General features: G+C 69.6%; 17 protein-coding genes. 7 read left to right on the top strand and 10 right to left on the bottom strand.

The window, feature by feature from the left end:
* Window positions 1-86 precede the first annotated feature (86 nt).
* From paaE to paaA, 5 genes are all read right to left on the bottom strand, one after another.
* Window positions 87-1,205, bottom strand: a complete 1,119-nt coding sequence (paaE, locus tag ACFSOX_RS06660; RefSeq protein ID WP_378477015.1) for a 1,2-phenylacetyl-CoA epoxidase subunit PaaE — start codon at window positions 1,203-1,205, stop codon at window positions 87-89.
* Window positions 1,206-1,405: 200 nt separating this feature from the next.
* Window positions 1,406-1,909 (bottom strand): 1,2-phenylacetyl-CoA epoxidase subunit PaaD, encoded by a 504-nt coding sequence (paaD, locus tag ACFSOX_RS06655; protein WP_378477014.1) that lies wholly within the window; start codon window positions 1,907-1,909, stop codon window positions 1,406-1,408.
* Entirely contained in the window at window positions 1,903-2,673 is a 771-nt protein-coding gene (gene paaC / locus ACFSOX_RS06650; RefSeq protein WP_378477013.1) for a 1,2-phenylacetyl-CoA epoxidase subunit PaaC, read from the bottom strand. The genes paaD and paaC overlap by 7 nt, the downstream gene beginning before the upstream one ends.
* 194 nt (window positions 2,674-2,867) lie before the next feature.
* Window positions 2,868-3,179: a 1,2-phenylacetyl-CoA epoxidase subunit PaaB gene (paaB, locus tag ACFSOX_RS06645; protein WP_378477012.1), complete on the bottom strand. Its 312-nt coding sequence runs from the start codon at window positions 3,177-3,179 to the stop codon at window positions 2,868-2,870.
* A 146-nt stretch (window positions 3,180-3,325) separates the two neighbouring features.
* Window positions 3,326-4,318, bottom strand: coding sequence for a 1,2-phenylacetyl-CoA epoxidase subunit PaaA (gene paaA / locus ACFSOX_RS06640; RefSeq protein ID WP_378477011.1), 993 nt, complete (start codon window positions 4,316-4,318; stop codon window positions 3,326-3,328).
* 296 nt (window positions 4,319-4,614) lie between these two features.
* On the opposite strand from paaA, the gene ACFSOX_RS06635 reads away from it, so the two are divergent.
* The 7 genes from ACFSOX_RS06635 (at window position 4,615) to ACFSOX_RS06605 (ending at window position 11,191) form a co-directional block, all read left to right on the top strand.
* Entirely contained in the window at window positions 4,615-5,274 is a 660-nt protein-coding gene (locus tag ACFSOX_RS06635; protein ID WP_378477010.1) for a TetR/AcrR family transcriptional regulator, read from the top strand.
* A gap of 40 nt (window positions 5,275-5,314) precedes the next feature.
* On the top strand, window positions 5,315-6,238 hold the full coding sequence (paaX, locus tag ACFSOX_RS06630; RefSeq protein WP_378477009.1) for a phenylacetic acid degradation operon negative regulatory protein PaaX: 924 nt from the start codon (window positions 5,315-5,317) through the stop codon (window positions 6,236-6,238).
* Between the two features lie 256 nt (window positions 6,239-6,494).
* Window positions 6,495-7,685, top strand: coding sequence for an ABC transporter substrate-binding protein (locus ACFSOX_RS06625; RefSeq protein WP_378477008.1), 1,191 nt, complete (start codon window positions 6,495-6,497; stop codon window positions 7,683-7,685).
* 132 nt (window positions 7,686-7,817) lie between these two features.
* Window positions 7,818-8,690: a branched-chain amino acid ABC transporter permease gene (locus ACFSOX_RS06620; protein ID WP_378477007.1), complete on the top strand. Its 873-nt coding sequence runs from the start codon at window positions 7,818-7,820 to the stop codon at window positions 8,688-8,690.
* 80 nt (window positions 8,691-8,770) lie between these two features.
* The gene (locus ACFSOX_RS06615; protein WP_378477006.1) at window positions 8,771-9,718 is read left to right on the top strand and encodes a branched-chain amino acid ABC transporter permease; all 948 of its coding nucleotides are present in this window, start codon (window positions 8,771-8,773) and stop codon (window positions 9,716-9,718) included.
* On the top strand, window positions 9,715-10,503 hold the full coding sequence (locus ACFSOX_RS06610) for an ABC transporter ATP-binding protein (RefSeq protein ID WP_378477005.1): 789 nt from the start codon (window positions 9,715-9,717) through the stop codon (window positions 10,501-10,503). Before ACFSOX_RS06615 ends, ACFSOX_RS06610 begins: the two co-directional genes overlap by 4 nt.
* Window positions 10,490-11,191 (top strand): ABC transporter ATP-binding protein, encoded by a 702-nt coding sequence (locus ACFSOX_RS06605; RefSeq protein ID WP_378477004.1) that lies wholly within the window; start codon window positions 10,490-10,492, stop codon window positions 11,189-11,191. Before ACFSOX_RS06610 ends, ACFSOX_RS06605 begins: the two co-directional genes overlap by 14 nt.
* A 282-nt stretch (window positions 11,192-11,473) precedes the next feature.
* Here the strand turns inward: ACFSOX_RS06605 and ACFSOX_RS06600 are convergent, their stop codons facing one another.
* From ACFSOX_RS06600 to phnF, 5 genes are all read right to left on the bottom strand, one after another.
* Window positions 11,474-11,935 carry an MEKHLA domain-containing protein gene (locus ACFSOX_RS06600; protein WP_378477003.1) on the bottom strand — a complete coding sequence of 154 codons (462 nt, stop codon included), beginning with the start codon at window positions 11,933-11,935 and terminating at the stop codon, window positions 11,474-11,476.
* Between the two features lie 103 nt (window positions 11,936-12,038).
* Window positions 12,039-12,896, bottom strand: coding sequence for a phosphonate ABC transporter ATP-binding protein (gene phnC / locus ACFSOX_RS06595; RefSeq protein ID WP_378477002.1), 858 nt, complete (start codon window positions 12,894-12,896; stop codon window positions 12,039-12,041).
* A gap of 8 nt (window positions 12,897-12,904) precedes the next feature.
* Window positions 12,905-13,726, bottom strand: a complete 822-nt coding sequence (gene phnE / locus ACFSOX_RS06590; RefSeq protein ID WP_378477001.1) for a phosphonate ABC transporter, permease protein PhnE — start codon at window positions 13,724-13,726, stop codon at window positions 12,905-12,907.
* Between the two features lie 195 nt (window positions 13,727-13,921).
* On the bottom strand, window positions 13,922-14,857 hold the full coding sequence (phnD, locus tag ACFSOX_RS06585; RefSeq protein ID WP_378477000.1) for a phosphate/phosphite/phosphonate ABC transporter substrate-binding protein: 936 nt from the start codon (window positions 14,855-14,857) through the stop codon (window positions 13,922-13,924).
* Between the two features lie 75 nt (window positions 14,858-14,932).
* Window positions 14,933-15,676, bottom strand: a complete 744-nt coding sequence (gene phnF / locus ACFSOX_RS06580; protein ID WP_378476999.1) for a phosphonate metabolism transcriptional regulator PhnF — start codon at window positions 15,674-15,676, stop codon at window positions 14,933-14,935.
* Between the last annotated feature and the right edge of the window lie 43 nt (window positions 15,677-15,719).

The raw sequence follows: 15,719 nt of genomic DNA, 5'->3' as shown, positions 1-15,719 counted from the left end.
CGCTGAGCGCGCGAACGTCGACCTCTCCCCGCACGGCGGGGAGAGGTGCCGAGACCAAGCCCGTCCGCGGAATCGATGAACGGCATTCACACCTGATCGTAGTCGATCACCACGGTCGCTGACGTCGGACGCGCCTGGCAAGTGAGGACGTAGCCGGCCTTCAGCTCCCACGGCTCCAGCGCGTAGTTGACCGCCATCTCGACCGTGCCCTCCACCACTTTGGCCCGGCAGGTCGAGCACATGCCGCCCTTGCAGGCGAAGGGCAGATCGAGGCCGGCGCGCAGCGCGGCGTCGACGATCGCCTCGCCTTCCGCCACCGGCACGTCGCGGCGCTTGCCGTCGACGATCAGCGACGCGATGTGCGCGGGCGGTGCATCGGGCGCGACCGGCACGGGCGGCCGCGGGCGGCCGCCGAGCGCCGAGACGAAACGCTCGACATGGATGTGCGCCTCCGCAATCCCGAGCGCGCGAAGCGTCGGCACCAGCTCTTCGATCATCGCGGTCGGGCCGCACACGAAGGCGTGGTCGATCACGGCGGCCGGCACGACGCTGCCGAGGAGGCGCCGCACCTTGTCGCCGTCGAGCCTTCCGTTGAGGATGTCGAGATCCTGCTCCTCCTGGCTCAGCACGTGGAACAGCGACAGCCGACCCAGATAGCGGTCCTTCAGCTCCTCCAGCTCTTCCAGGAACAGCATGCCGGCCGTCGAGCGGTTGCCGTAGAACAGGAAGAAGCGGCTGTCGGGCTCGCGCGCCAGCACGCCGCGCAGGATCGAGATCACCGGCGTGATGCCCGATCCCGCCGCGAAGGCGACGTGCACGCGGCCGTTGCCCGGTGTGTGGGAGAGACCGAAGCGACCCGTCGGCGTCATCACGTCGAGCGTGTCGCCGGGCTTCAGATGATCGTTGATCCAGGCCGAGAACACGCCGTTCGGAACCCGCTTCACCGCGACCCGCAGCTCGCCGTCGTCGGGGCCGGCGCAGATCGAGTAGGAGCGCCGCACCTCCTCGCCGTCGATGTCCTTGCGCAGCGTCAGGTATTGTCCGGGCTCGAACTGATAATCCGCCGCCAGATGCGGCGGCACGGCGAACGCGACCGACACGGCGTCCGGCGTCTCGCGCCGGACCTCGGCGACGGTCAGCGGGTGGAAGCGGGGGACGACTCCAACTGCGGTCCGAGAATCATCTCCGGCGCCGCTGCCCCCCACCCCCGACCCCTCCCCGCCACGAGCTTCGCTCGCGGGGGGAGGGGAGTCGAGGCGCTGCGGCTCCCCTCCCCCCGTTCGCGTCAGCGAATGGCGGGGAGGGGTCGAAGGTGGGGGGCTGCTTTGCGATGCCCGCTCAGCAGCGGAATGCGGAAGGGCCGTCGATCCGTTCGCGGGGGTCATGTGTCACCTTCGGCGCATGCTCAATGGCATTTGAAATAGTCGAACGGCTCGCGGCAGGCGTTGCAGCGCCACAGCGCCTTGCAGGCCGTCGAGCCGAACTCGGCGATCGGCGCCGTGTCGGTCGCGCCGCAGTGCGGACAGGCGACCTGCTCGATGCCGAACAGGGCGCGGCGGCCGGCGCCTTTTGGGGGCGGTGCGATGCCGTAGTCCTTCAACTTGGCGCGGCCCTCGTCGCTCATCCAGTCGGTGGTCCAGGCCGGTGACAGCACGGTCTTCACGGTCGGCCGGCCGAGACCGGCCCTCTCCAGCGCGATCGCGATCTCCAACGCGATGGTGGTCATGGCCGGGCAGCCGCAATAGGTCGGCGTGATGTCGACCTCGATGCCGGCGTCGTTCACGCGCACGTCGCGCAGCACGCCGAGATCCGCGATGGTCAGCACCGGGATCTCGGGATCCTGCACGGCCCCGGCGATGCGCCACACGTCGTCGCGCAATGCTGCAGAGTCCGGGGCCTGGCTCACCACGTCGCTCCCGGGATCGTGCGCTGCAGGTATTGCAGCTCGGCGAGCAGATGGCCGAGATGCTCGCTGTGGCGGCCGCCACGCCCGCCGCTCTGCATCCAGCCGTCCTCCGGTATTTTCAGCGTGGCGCGATCCAAGACCTCGATCAGCGTCCGGCACCACGTGTCGCGCAGCGTCGCCGGATCCACGGCGACGCCGGACATGATCATCTCGCGCTCGATCTCGTCCGTGTGAAAGAGCTCGCCCGTGAACGGCCAGAGCTGTGCGAGCGCGCGCCCGGTCCGCCGTCGGCTCTCCTCGGTGCCGTCGCCGAGCCGCACCACCCATTCGGCCGAATGGCGCAGGTGATAGGCCATCTCCTTCTCGGCCTTGGCCGCGATGGCGGCGAGCGTCGGGTCGGAGGAGCCCATCATGGCGCGCCAGTAAGGGTCGGCATAGGCCGCGTAGAGGAGCTGGCGCACCATCGTCAGGGCGAAGTCGCCGTTCGGCTGCTCGACCAGCAAGAGATTGCGATAGGCGCGCTCGTCGCGCCGATACGCGAAGGCGTCCTCGTCGTGGCCCTGCGCCTCGGCCTCGCCCGCATAGGTGTAGAGTGCGCGCGCCTGGCCGATCAGGTCGAGGCCCATGTTGGCGAGCGCCATCTCCTCCTCCATCACGGGCGCCTTGCCGCACCACTCGGACAGCCGATGCCCGAGCACCAGCGCGTCGTCGGCGCGGCGCAGCACGTAGGTGACGAGCGGAGTCTCGGTGACGCGGATGCTGGTCATGAGCGGGGTCTCGGGCTGCGGTCGAGATGATTGATACGGATCACGTGGTGCAGATCACATGGTACAGATCACATGGTGTAGATCGCACGGTGCAGATCGCACGGTGATAGGGGCTCTGCGTCGATCCTGGTGTTTCCTCCCCCACAAGGGGGAGAGAGCACGCTGCGCGAGGAGAGAGGTCGCGAGACGCACGCTCACATGTGCCCGACCTCGTCGGGGATCTCGTAGAAGGTCGGATGGCGATAGACCTTCGAGGCGGTGGGCTCGAACATCATGCCCTTCTCGGCCGGGTCCGACGCCGTGATGGCGGCGGACGGCACCACCCAGATGGAAAGCCCCTCGCCGCGCCGCGTGTAGAGATCGCGCGCCGCCTGCAGGGCCAGCGTCGCGTCGGCGGCGTGCAGCGAGCCGACATGCTTGTGGGCGAGTCCGTTGCGGGCGCGGATGAACACCTCCCACAAGGGGATCTTCGGCTCGGGTTTCGCGGGCGCGGCGGGCTCTGTCACGGCGGCTCCTCGGGCGTTTCCTGATCTTGTTTGTTCGTCATTCCGGAAGCCGACCGAAGGTCGGCTGTCCGGAATCCATAGCCCCTGTTCGTGGGCATGAATTCCGGGCTCGCCGCTGCGCGGCGCCCCGGAATGACGGAGTGTTGCTACGCGGCCACGCGGTGGCGGCGCTTCTCTTTCTCGGCAAACGCCCGAGCCGCCTCGCGGACCCAGGCGCCGTCCTCCTCGGTCTGCCGGCGGCGCTCCATGCGCTGGGCGTTGCAGGGGCCGTTGCCGGCGATCACCTGCTTGAACTCCTCCCAATCGATGGCGCCGTGCTGCCAGTGACCGCTCGCCTCGTCGTATCTCAGCTCCGGGTCCGGCACCGTGAGCCCGAGGTAATGCGCCTGCGGCACCGTCGCATCGATGAATTTCTGCCGAAGCTCGTCGTTGGTGAAGCGCTTGATCTTCCACTTCGTCGACGCATCGGTGTGCTGGCTCGCGCTGTCCGGCGGCCCGAACATCATCAGGCACGGCCACCACCAGCGGTTCAGCGCGTCCTGCGCCATCTCCTTCTGGGCCGCGTTGCCGCGGCACAGGGTCAGCATGATCTCGTAGCCCTGCCGCTGGTGGAACGATTCCTCCTTGCAGACCCGGATCATGGCGCGGGCATAAGGCCCGTAGGAGCAGCGGCACAGCGGGATCTGATTCATGATCGCGGCGCCGTCGACCAGCCAGCCGATCGCCCCGATGTCGGCCCAGGTCAGCGTCGGGTAGTTGAAGATCGAGGAGTACTTGGCCTTGCCGGCGAGAAGCTGGTCGACCATCTCCTCGCGCGCCACACCGAGCGTCTCGGCGGCGGCGTAGAGATAGAGGCCGTGGCCACACTCGTCCTGCACCTTGGCGAGCAGAGCGGCCTTGCGGCGCAGCGACGGCGCCCGTGTGATCCAGTTGCCCTCCGGCTGCATGCCGATGATCTCGGAATGAGCGTGCTGGGAGATCTGGCGCACCAGCGTCCTGCGATACGCCTCCGGCATCCAGTCGTTCGGCTCGATGCGCTCCTCGGCGTCGATGCGCTCCTGAAAGGCGCGGAGCTTGTCGGCGTCCTCGATCCGGCGGTCGGCGGCGTCGGGAGCCTGAGCGAGGCCCTGCGTGTACATGCGCGTTCTCCCGGGTGTCTCGAGGTTCGTCCTCGTGCTCGTTGGTGAAAATCTTATGTAACAAGATTTGCGGCCGCAACGGCATTCTGTAACATGATCGCGAGGCGCAGCCGTTTTTGCGCGGCGTCGGTCCGCTGCTCCGGTGTTCGACCACGGACCGATCCGCGAAACGCCCGCCGGCAAGCTCTTGGTCGGACTATTGATCGACCATCCGGTTAATGTATTTTCGGGTGAGCCGCCGAAGCGACCTGCGCCGCCGGCCGCGACAATCGACCGCAGGGGAGGGGATCGCCGGAATGGCTCGCACACGCGCCCAGGATTACGACGCCAAGCGTGGGGCGATCCTGCATCGCGCCGCCGAGCTGTTCGCCCGCCACGGTTACTCCGGCACCTCGATCACCATGATCGCGGAGGCCTGCGGCATGTCCAAGGCGCTGCTTTATCACTACTACCCGGATAAGGAGGCGGTCCTCTTCGACATCCTCTCGGCGCATCTCGCGGTGCTGATCGGTGCGGTCGAGAAGGCGGCGGCCGAGAGCGCGAACGCTCCGCCGGAGGAGCGGCTCTACGCGATCGCCGCAGCGCTGCTCGACGAGTATCGCGACGCCGACGCCGAGCATCAGGTGCAGATCGCCAATCTGAAGCTCCTGCCGCAGGACAAGCAGGATCAGCTCCGCGCCATGGAGCGCACGCTGGTCGGCCATTTCTCAGAGGCGATCGCGGCGGCGGTGCCGTCGATCGGCCACGGGCCGCTGCTCAAGCCGCTCACGATGTCGCTGTTCGGCATGCTGAACTGGCATTACCTCTGGTTTCGGCCCGGCAAGGGGCTGAGCCGCGAGGATTATGCGCGTCTCGTCACGCGACTGCTCGCCAGCGGCGCGGAGGCGGCCGCCGCGGCGGTGACGTCGCCGGCCGCGGCCGTCGCGGTGCCGGCGCGCCGCGTGCGGGGCGCATGAGACCCGAACCCGCTGGACCGGGGCGCATGAGGGGCGCCGCATGAGCACGCGGAAACGCTCGGCGGCCGGCGGGGCGAGCGCGACGCCCGCCCGCAAGCTGCCGCGTGGCGCGCTCGCGCCGATTCTCGACCGGTTCCGGGCCGAGCCGTCGCGGACCTGGTCGATCATCGTCACGGTCTACGGCGACGCCATCGTGCCGCGCGGCGGCTGCGTCTGGCTCGGCACGCTGCTGGCGTTCTTCAAGGCGCTCGGCATCGCCGAGGGCGTGGTCCGCACCGCGATGTCGCGGCTGGCCGCCGACGGCTGGCTGGAGCGCCGGAAGGCCGGCCGCAACAGCTTCTACGGGCTCGCCGACAAGGGCCGCGAGACCTTCGCGGCCGCCACCCGGCACATCTATGCGGCGAGCCCGCCGGCGTTCCCCGGGCATCTCGATCTCGTCCTGCTCGCCAACGGCCCGGGCCGCGAGGCGGCGCGCGCCGCGCTCGAGGCCGCCGGCTGGGGCGCGCCGACGCCCGGCGTGTTCGTCGCGCCCGGCTGGCCGCTGCCGGCCGCGGCGCGCGACGAGCTCGCCGTGCGGGCCACGGGGGACGATGCGGCGCTGCGCGATCTCGCGGCGCGAGCCTGGTCGCTCGACGCCACGGCCGACGCCTATCACGGCTTCCTCGACACTTTCGCGCCGCTGTGCGCCGCGCTCGCCGACGGCGCCGTGCCGGACGAGGCCGAGGCGATGGTCGCCCGCGTGCTGCTGATCCACGAGTATCGCCGCATCGTGTTGCGCGATCCGCTGCTGCCGGCAGCGCTGCTGCCGCCCGATTGGCCGGGCGCCGCTGCCCGCGCTCTGTGCGCCGATCTCTATCGTGATCTGCTGGAGCCTTCCGAACGCTGGCTCGACGCCCATGCGATCGACGAGACCGGCGCTCCGCTGCGACGCGGCGGCGACGTCACGCAACGCTTCAGCGCCTGAGCGCCGCGTCCGCGACGGAAACGCACGACGAAGGTCGATCTCGGCGGTCGCGCGTCCGCGCGGTACAACCAGGGCCGCACGAGCGCCACGTGCGACCAAACGGCCGCCCCGAGGCCGTCGAGAAATCATTGACCAATCGTTCGGTTAATCTTACGCTTTGATCATGCCGCTCGTCCGCGTCCGCGGACGACGGCGCCCCGAGAAGGCGGATCAACCGCCCTCGTCGAGCCGATCGACCCTTTGGGAGCAACGCCAGATGTCTCAGTCCGCCGCCCGCCGGGCGCTGCGTGCCGCCGCCGTCCTCGCCTCCACGGCCGTGACGGCGACATTCACCACCGTCTTCACGACCGCGCCGAGCCTCGCCGCCGATCCGATCAAGATCGGGTCGGTCGTGTCGGCCACCGGCCCCGCGTCGTTCCTCGGCGATCCCGAGCAGAAGACGCTGAAGCTCTACGTCGAGGCGCTCAACAAGAAGGGTGGCCTGATGGGCCGGCCGCTCGAGCTCGTCCTCTACGACGACGGCGGCGACGCCAACAAGGCGCGCACCTTCGCCACCCGCCTGGTCGAGGACGACAAGGTCGTCGCCATGGTGGGCGGCACCACCACGGGCACCACGATGGCGATGATCCCGGTGTTCGAGGACGCCAAGATCCCGTTCATCTCGCTCGCCGGCGCGATCGAGATCGTCGAGCCGGTGCGCGCTTTCGTGTTCAAGACGCCGCACACCGACAAGACTGCCTGCCAGAAGATCTTCGAGGACATGAAGGCGCGCGGCTTCACCAAGGTCGGCATGATCTCGGGCACCGACGGCTTCGGCAAGTCGATGCGGGCCCAGTGCCTGAAGGTGGTCGGCGACTACGGCATCACGGTCGCGGCGGACGAGAGCTACGGCCCGACCGATGCCGACATGACGCCGCAGCTCAACAAGATCAAGAACACCGACGGCATCCAGGCGGTGCTCAATCCCGGCTTCGGCCAGGGCCCGGCGATCGTGACGCGCAACTACGCGCAGCTAGGCATCAAGCTGCCGCTCTACCAGTCGCACGGCGTCGCCTCGAAGAGCTTCATCGAGCTCGCCGGCCCCGCCGCCGAGGGCGTGCGGCTGCCGGCGCCCGCGCTGCTGATCGCCGACAAGCTCGCCGACAGCGACCCCCAGAAGAAGGTCGTGATGGAGTACAAGAAGAGCTACGAGAGCGCGACCGGACAGCCGGTCTCGACCTTCGGCGGCTACGGCTACGACGGCATCCAGCTCCTGCTCGCCGCCATCGAGCGGGCGAAGTCGACCGAGCCGCAGAAGATCCGCGACGCGATCGAGCAGACCAAGGGCCATGTCGGCACGACGGGCCTCTACACCATGTCGCCGAAGGACCACCTGGGGCTCGGCACCGAGTCGTTCCGCATGCTCGAGATCAAGGGCGGCGACTGGGTGCCGACCGAGACGAAGTGAGCCTCGCCTCGTCGTCGTGGCCGGGCTCGTCCCGGCCATCCACGTCTTTTCTGCCGTGCGGCAATGTCGATCGTGGATGCCCGGCACAAGGCCGGGCATGACGAGGCAGAGGGTGCCGCGCCGGGTAAGGTCATGGCCGAATTCCTCCAGCTCGTGTTCTCCGGACTGACGGTCGGCGCCGTCTACGCGCTGGTCGCGCTCGGCTTCACGCTCGTCTACAACGCCTCAGACGTGATCAACTTCGCCCAGGGCGATTTCGTCATGATCGGCGGCATGGGAACCGTGTTCCTGATGGCCGCCGGCCTCGCGCTGCCGGTCGCCGCCCTCATCGCGATTCTCGCCGCCGTTCTGGTCGGCCTGCTGCTGCACCGCCTCGCCATCGAGCCGGCGCGCGGCGCCTCGCCGGTGTCGCTGATCATGATCACGATCGGCGCCTCGATCTTCATCAAGGGCGTCGCTCAGCTCGTCTTCGACAAGCAGTTCCATTCGTTGCCCGCCTTCTCGGGCTCCACGCCGATCGCGCTCGGCGGCGCCACCCTGCTGCCGCAGAGTTTTTGGGTGATCGGCGGCATGCTGGTTCTCGTGCTCGGCCTGTGGCTCTTCCTCGAGCGCACGCTGATCGGCAAGGCGGTGCTCGCCACCGCGGCGAACCGGCTCGCCGCCAAGCTGGTCGGCATCAACGTGACGGTCGTGCTGGCGCTCGCCTTCGGCCTGTCGGCGGCGATCGGCGCGATCGGCGGCATCCTGGTCACGCCGATCACGCTGACCCGCTACGACGTCGGCACGCTGTTCGCCCTCAAGGGCTTCGCCGCCGCCATGGTGGGTGGCATGGGCAACCCGATCGGCGCCGTCGTCGGCGGCCTGCTGATCGGGCTGATGGAAGCCTTCGGCGCCGGCTACGTGTCCTCCACGTACAAGGACGCGGTCGCTTTCGTCGCCATCCTGGTGGTGCTGCTGGTGATGCCGCAAGGCCTGTTCGGCCGCCGCGCCGTGGAGCGGGTGTGATGACAGGGACGTGTGATCAGATCGCGGCGCGCTGTCGGGGGGGGGGCCGCGGCGCCCGCCGCGCAGTCGGACGTCCACTGATGATCAGAAAAATCCTCTCCTCCCGGCTCGCCGTTCTCGTGCTTCTCGCCGCGATCATCGCAATCGTGCCGGTGCTGGCGCCGTCGTCGTTCTATCTGCGGGTCGCGGCGCTCGTCTGGATCTTCTCGCTCGCCGCTCTGGGCCTCACGATCCTCACCGGCTATGCGGGACAGGTGAGTCTCGGCCACGCCGGCTTTCTCGGCATCGGCGCCTATGCGGTGGCCGTAGGGCCGGCGAAGCTCGGGCTCGATCCGCTGCTGTCGCTCGTCCTCGGCGCCGTCCTGTGCGGGCTCGTCGCCTACGCGGTCGGTCGGCCGATCCTGCGGCTCAAGGGCTACTATCTCGCCATCGCGACGCTCGGCTTCGGCCTCATCGTCGCGCTGATCCTCACGAGCGAGTCCGCCGTCACGGGCGGCCCGGACGGCATGCAGGTGCCGCGCATGGTGCTGCTCGGCTGGCGCGTCACCGGCGTCTCGACCTGGTACTGGATCACGGGCGGTGCGCTTCTGATCGGCGCCGCGCTGGCCCTCAACATTCTGGCGAGCCCGAGCGGGCGGGCGTTTCGCGCCCTGCACGACAGCGAGGTCGCAGCGGCGGGCGTCGGCATCGACGTCGCGAAGAAGAAGCTCGCCGCCTTCGTTCTGAGCGCGATCTTCGCCGGCGTCGCCGGCAGCCTGTTGGCCCTGATGAACGGCTTCATCACGCCGGACGCCGCCGGCTTCATGCACTCGATCGAGCTCGTCGCCATGGTGATCATCGGCGGACTCGGCTCGGTGGTCGGCGCCGTCGTCGGGGCTGCGTTTCTGGTCGTGCTGCCGCAGGCCCTGACCGTGCTCCAGGAGTACGAGCAGGCGGTGCTCGGGCTTCTGATCATGGTGTTCATGATCGCGCTGCCGGCCGGCATCGTGCCGTCGCTGATGCGCTTCGTTCGGGAGCGCGCCGCATGACCATCTTTCAGGTCGAGGATCTCGGCATCACGTTCGGCGGCCTGCGCGCCGTCGACGGCGTATCGTTCTCGGTCGCGCTCGGCGAGGTGTTCTCGATCATCGGGCCGAACGGTGCCGGCAAGACGACGCTGTTCAACCTCGTCACCGGTATCTACCGGCCCGGTCGGGGGCGCATCCGGCTCGCCGGCGAGGACGTGACGAATGTCGCGCCGCATCTCCTGGTCCGTCGCGGCATGGCGCGCACCTTCCAGAATCTGCAGATCTTCTTCCGCATGACGGCGCTCGAGAACGTGATGGTCGGCAATCATCTCGCCGAGCGCACCTCGTTCCTGGCCGACCTGTTCGCGTGGCCTTCGGTCGCTCGGCAGAACCGCCGCACCCGCGCCCGCGCCCTGGAGCTTCTGGAGCGCGTCGGTCTCGCCCATCACGCCGAGACGACGGCGGGCGATCTGCCCTACGGCGTGCTCAAACGTCTCGAGATCGCCCGCGCGCTCGCCGCCGATCCCAAGGTGCTGCTGCTGGACGAGCCGGCCGCCGGCTGCAACGCGGTCGAGACCGAGGCGATCGACCGGCTGATCTGCCAGATCGCCAAGGACGGCGTCGCCGTGGTGCTGATCGAGCACGACATGAGGCTCGTGATGAAGATCTCCGATCGCGTGCTGGTGCTGGCGCACGGCAAGCGGCTCGCCGAGGGGCCGCCGCGCGTCGTTCGCAACGATCCCGCCGTCATCGCCGCCTATCTCGGCGAGCACGGCGCCAGGGAGGCGGATCGTGCTCACGGTTGACGGGCTCTCCTCGGCCTATGGGCGCATCGAGGTGCTGCACGGCGTCTCGCTCGACGTCGCGGCGGGCGAGATCGTCGCGCTGGTCGGCTCGAACGGGGCCGGGAAGACGACGCTGCTGCGCACGCTCTCCGGTGTGCAGCCGGCGACCGCCGGTCGCGTCGTCTTCGAGGGCGAGGACATCGGCCGGCTGCCGGCGCACGCCCGCGTGGTGCGCGGCATCGCCCAGTCGCCCGAGGGCCGGCAGGTGTTCGGTCCGCTCACCGTCGAGGACAATCTGCGGCTCGGCGCCTTCCGCCGGAACGATGCGACCGTCGCGGCGCGGCTCGACGCCGTCTATGCGATGTTCCCGGTGCTTTCCGAGCGACGGCGCACGCCGGCGTCGAGCCTCTCCGGCGGCCAGCAACAGATGCTCGCCATCGGCCGCGCCCTGATGGCGCAGCCTAAATTGTTGTTGCTGGACGAGCCGTCGCTCGGCCTGGCGCCGCTGCTCGTCGATCAGATCCTCGCCGCCGTGGTGGATCTGAAATCGCGCGGCATCACGGTGCTGCTGGTCGAGCAGAACGCTTCGGCGGCGCTCGCCATCGCGGACCGCGGCTACGTGCTCGAGGTCGGCCACATCGTTCACGAGGGCGCGGGCGCGGCGCTGCTGCAGGATCCGAAGGTGCGGGCGGCGTATCTCGGGGTGTGAGGGTTTGTCTTTACGTGCCGCGGTGGCGAACGGGACGTCGTGCCGTGAAGCACCCCCGCCTCCCTGTCCCTCCCCGACAAGGGGGGAGGGAACGCTGGAGCCGTTGCGTCCGTTTTCTCGCACGAATTTCGAACGCCCGGAGCAGCGCGTTCGGTGTTGGTTTGAGGCTCAGTAGTTTCGGCGCTCCGCAGCCGGCTCCCTCCCCCCTTGTGGGGGAGGGGTGGGGAGGGGGGTAGGCCGCAGACTCCGTGATCGTTGGAAGCCGTAACTGTCGGCGCGGCGCTACTCCACATCCGTCCACTGTGAAAACACCGCGGCGGTGCCGCGCAGCGTGCCGGTGTGGTCGACGAGCTGCCAGACGACGCCGTCCTCGATCCAGAACGTCGCGCCCGACTTCTTCACCCGCAGGCCGCGATAGCCGGCGACGTAGCCTTGCGCCGCCACCGTGTCGAGAAAACGCTGGCGCTCGGCGCGCTCCGGCGCCTGGGCCGACAGGCGCGACGGCACGCCGACGAACGCGTCCCAGTCGTATCCGAAGCGCGCCTGCGCGGCCTTGTTGGCATAGACGAAGCGCGGATCGGCCTGCGTGTCGTGGGCGACGCAGACGAACGGCGCGTCCGCGTAGAGCCATGCAGCGTTCGTGCCGGCAGGCACGAGCGGCCGGCCGACGAGGCGTGAAAAGCTGCCTGTCAGCAGCGCGAAGAAGCTCGGATCGGTGCGCAGGTCGGCGCTGGCGGAGGACATCGTGGCGCTCGCGGAGGCGTGGGCGGACCTGCGGCGTCCATAGCGGATTCGGTGCGGCTCTCCCAGACCGCACGAGCCCGTCGTCTCGCCCCTGCTCGCCCGGTCATGCGAGGTCCAGCGCGGCCTCCGCACCGTAGACGCGCGAAAACGCCCCGTCGTCGAAGTCGCGGGCCGGCGCGTCGAGCACCAGCCGTCCGGCCCGCAACGCGACGATGCGGTCGGCATAGTCGCGCGCGAAGTCGACCTGATGGAGCGCGCACAGGACACCGATGCGATGCTCGCGGGCGATGTCGCGCAGCACGCCGATGACGTTGGCGGCCGAGCTCGGATCGAGGCTCGACACCGGCTCGTCGGCGAGCACGACGCGCGACTGCTGAGCGAGCACGCGGGCGATGGCGACGCGCTGTTGCTGGCCGCCCGACAGCGAGTCGGCGCGCTGATAGGCTTTGTCGAGCAGGCCGACGCGATCGAGCGCCGCGAGCGCGATCTGCCGGTCCGCCTGCGGAAACAGCCGGGTCGCGACGCGCCAGGTCGCGACGTGCCCGAGTCGCCCGGCGAGCACGTTGTCGAGCGCGGACAGCCGTCCGATCAGGTTGAACTGCTGGAAGATGAGGCCGATCTTTCGGCGCACGTCGCGCAGCGCGCGACCGTGCAGCGTGTCGATCCGGTGACCCAGCACCTCGACATGGCCGGCATCCGCCGTGACGAGCCGCGTGAGGCAGCGGAACACCGTGGATTTGCCGGCCCCCGATGGCCCGACCAGGGCGACGAGCTCGCCGGGCCGAACCGAGAAGGTGACGTCGTCGAGTGCCGTCGTCTCGCGATAGCGTTTCGTCACCTGCCGGAGCGCGAAGGCCGCGCCCTCGACCGGAGCGAGCGACTCCGGCCGTGCCGTCGTGGTGGCGGGGGCGGGTGCGTCGAGCGGGAGCGCGGCGAGCGGCAGATGAAGATGAGCGGTCATGGGCGTCCTCACACCAGCCGGCGGCGCAGCCAGGCCGAGAGCTGGTCGATCACCGTCACCATGATCAGCACGATGACCGACAGGGTGAGCAGCTTCTGGAAGTCGAGCAGGTCGATCGCCGCCTTGATCTCGATGCCGATGCCGCCGGCGCCGACGATGCCGAGGATCGTCGAGGTGCGAACGTTCGCCTCCCACACGTAGAGCGACACCGAGGCGAGGTTGGGCAGCACCGACGGCAGCATCGCGTAGCTGACGATCTTGGTGCGATTGGCGCCCGACATCGCGGCCGCCTCGAGCGGTGCGTTCGGGATGGTCTCGATCGCCTCGGCATCGAGCTTGGTGATCACGCCGACCGAGTGGACGATCATGCCGAGCACGCCGGCGAACGGCCCGAGCCCGACCGCGGTGACGAACAGGAGCGCGAACACCACCGTGTCGATCGCGCGGAACGTGTTGACGACCCAACGCACGGGGAACGACAAGAGCGGCGAGGGCGTGACGTTGCGGGCGACGAAGACGGCGAGCGGGAAGGCGATCAGGGTCGCGGCGGCGGTGCCCACCGTCGCGATCGCCACGGTTTCGACGGCCCGCCACGCGAACACGTCGAGATCGTCGAGATAAGGGGGCCAACCCTTCGAAGCCCACTCGAGCAGACGCGGGAAGCCGCGGGCGAGCGCGGCCGGATTCACCTCGGCGAGCTTCAGGCAGAAGGCGAACGCCACGGCGAGCGCGAGCAGCACCAGCGCCCGCACGACGACGGTGCGGGAGAGCGGGTCGAGCCGCGGCTCCAGGTAACGGCCGTCGGCGGCGCGAACGGGATGGTCGGCCAAGGCGAAGCTCCTGAAATGATCATGTCGAGTCCGGCACGACATGCCGGACCCGGACGTCGCCGGACGTGTCGGACCGGGTCAGGTCGCGCCTCGTCGGGCCGACGAAGGAATCGGTGTCCGTTCGTCCCTGCGACGGCGAGGATCCGGGTGCGACACGGTACGGCGTTCCTGGGCGGCGGATCCGGCGAAAAGGCTCTACGCCTTCAGCACGCCGAGCTCGCGCCCCATCTTCTCCAGCACCTCGTAGGGCGCGTGCGTGCCCGGCACGAAGCCGGTGTAGGGCCACGGCAGCAGCTTCCTCTGCTCGTCCGTCAGCCCGACCAGCGCGTCGCGCAGCGCGACGCGCATCTCCTCCGGGAAGCTGCGGCGCACCGCGACGACCTCGTTCGGCAGCGGATCGGACTGCCAGACGACCGTGTTGGCGTCGGCTTTCAGCGTCCCGTTGCGGATCATCGTGTTGCGGTGGATGTCCCAGCCGGTGGCGAGGTCGACCTGACCGTTCGCGGCGGCGACCTGGGCGGCGGCCGCCGAGGCGCCCTCGGCGTAACGGCCGAAGAAGGTCTTGGGCTCGAGCCCGCGCTGGCGGAACCAGTGGGTCGGCACCATCCAGCCGGTGGTCGAGCCGACGTCGAGCATCTGCATCGAGAGGCCGCGGGCGTCGTCGGGCCATTTGTCGATCTTCAGTCCGGGGCGGGCGACGATGACGGCCCGATAGGTCGGCTCGCCGTTCACCAGCATGGTGCAGGCGATGCGCGCCTCGCCCTTGGCGCGGGCCAGCACATAGCCCCACGGCCCCATCTGGGTGGCGTCGATCTGCTCGCTCGCCAGCGCCACCGAGATGCCAGCCCAGTCGTTGGCGACGGTCAGCTCGAGGCCGACGCCCATGCGGTCGGCGACGATCTTGTAGATCGGCTCCCACACCTTGCGGGTCTCGGCCTGGGTCGCCTGCTGGGGCGCGAGGCCGATCTTGATGGTCTGGCGCGCCTGCGCGCGCACGGCCGGGGCGGCCAGCGTGGCACCGGCGGCGGCCGTGGTGGCGAGGAAGCGACGGCGGTTCATCATGGGCTTGGTCTCCGGATCGGCGAGCCCGGAGGCGGACGGCACCGGGCCGATCACGGCCCCGCGCCGCATGGACGGCCGGGCAACTTGTCTAGGTTATTTGGACAAGCTGACGGAGATATGACACCTGCGCCTTCCCGCCGCGGCTCACGGGCTGTCGATCCGGAATCGCAGCCGCCCGGCCGGCACGACGTTGGAGCCGAACAGGATCGGCGCGCCGTCGCGTGCGGAATCGACGTAGCTCATCACCATGACGGGCGTGTCGGAGGCCACCGCGAGGGCCCGCGCCTCGTCCGCGCGCGGCAGCCGGCCGTCGATCCAGGTTCTGGTGCGGAAGAACTCCGGGTGGCCGAGCTCGGCGAGTGCCGGCGTGTAGCTGCGCAGGCGCCGGAACGCCTCGTCGATGCCGGCGAAACGGGCGTGCTCGAACACGTGGTAACAGTAGGCCGACACGCCCGGACCGGCGCGCCGCAGCGACTCGACGACCAGAAGCTCGGCGCCCGGCGCGATCGCGAGCAAGGCGGCGAGCTCGGCATTGGCGGTCCGCCGGGACGATCGGAGCATCTTGCCGTCCGGATGCGCGGCGAGTTGTTGCTCGAGCTCGCTCCACTTCGATTCGCGCGTCACGGCGTACTCGACCGGCCGCCGCGCCACGAACACGCCCTTGCCCTGGCGGGCGACGACGAGGCCCTCGTCGGCGAGCCGTGCCAAGGCGACCCGCACGGTGTGCCGATGCACGCCGTAGGCCTTCGCCAGCTCGGCCTCCGACGGCAGCCGGTCTCCCGGACCGTGGAAGCCCGTGCGGATCTCGAAGGTCAGGTCGATCTCGATCTGCCGCCACACCGGGACGGGCTCGCCCCGGCGCACGCGGCGGCGCGCCGCAGCCGCCATGCCGTCCTCCTGCTGCGCGCGCCTTGTGGCACGGAACCGTGCG

It is taken from the genome of Rhodoplanes azumiensis (assembly GCF_042682915.1).
In the GTDB taxonomy this organism is placed as follows: domain Bacteria; phylum Pseudomonadota; class Alphaproteobacteria; order Rhizobiales; family Xanthobacteraceae; genus Rhodoplanes; species Rhodoplanes azumiensis.
Note: the sequence above shows the minus strand (reverse complement) of the source record. Positions and strands in the feature narration are given on the sequence as shown.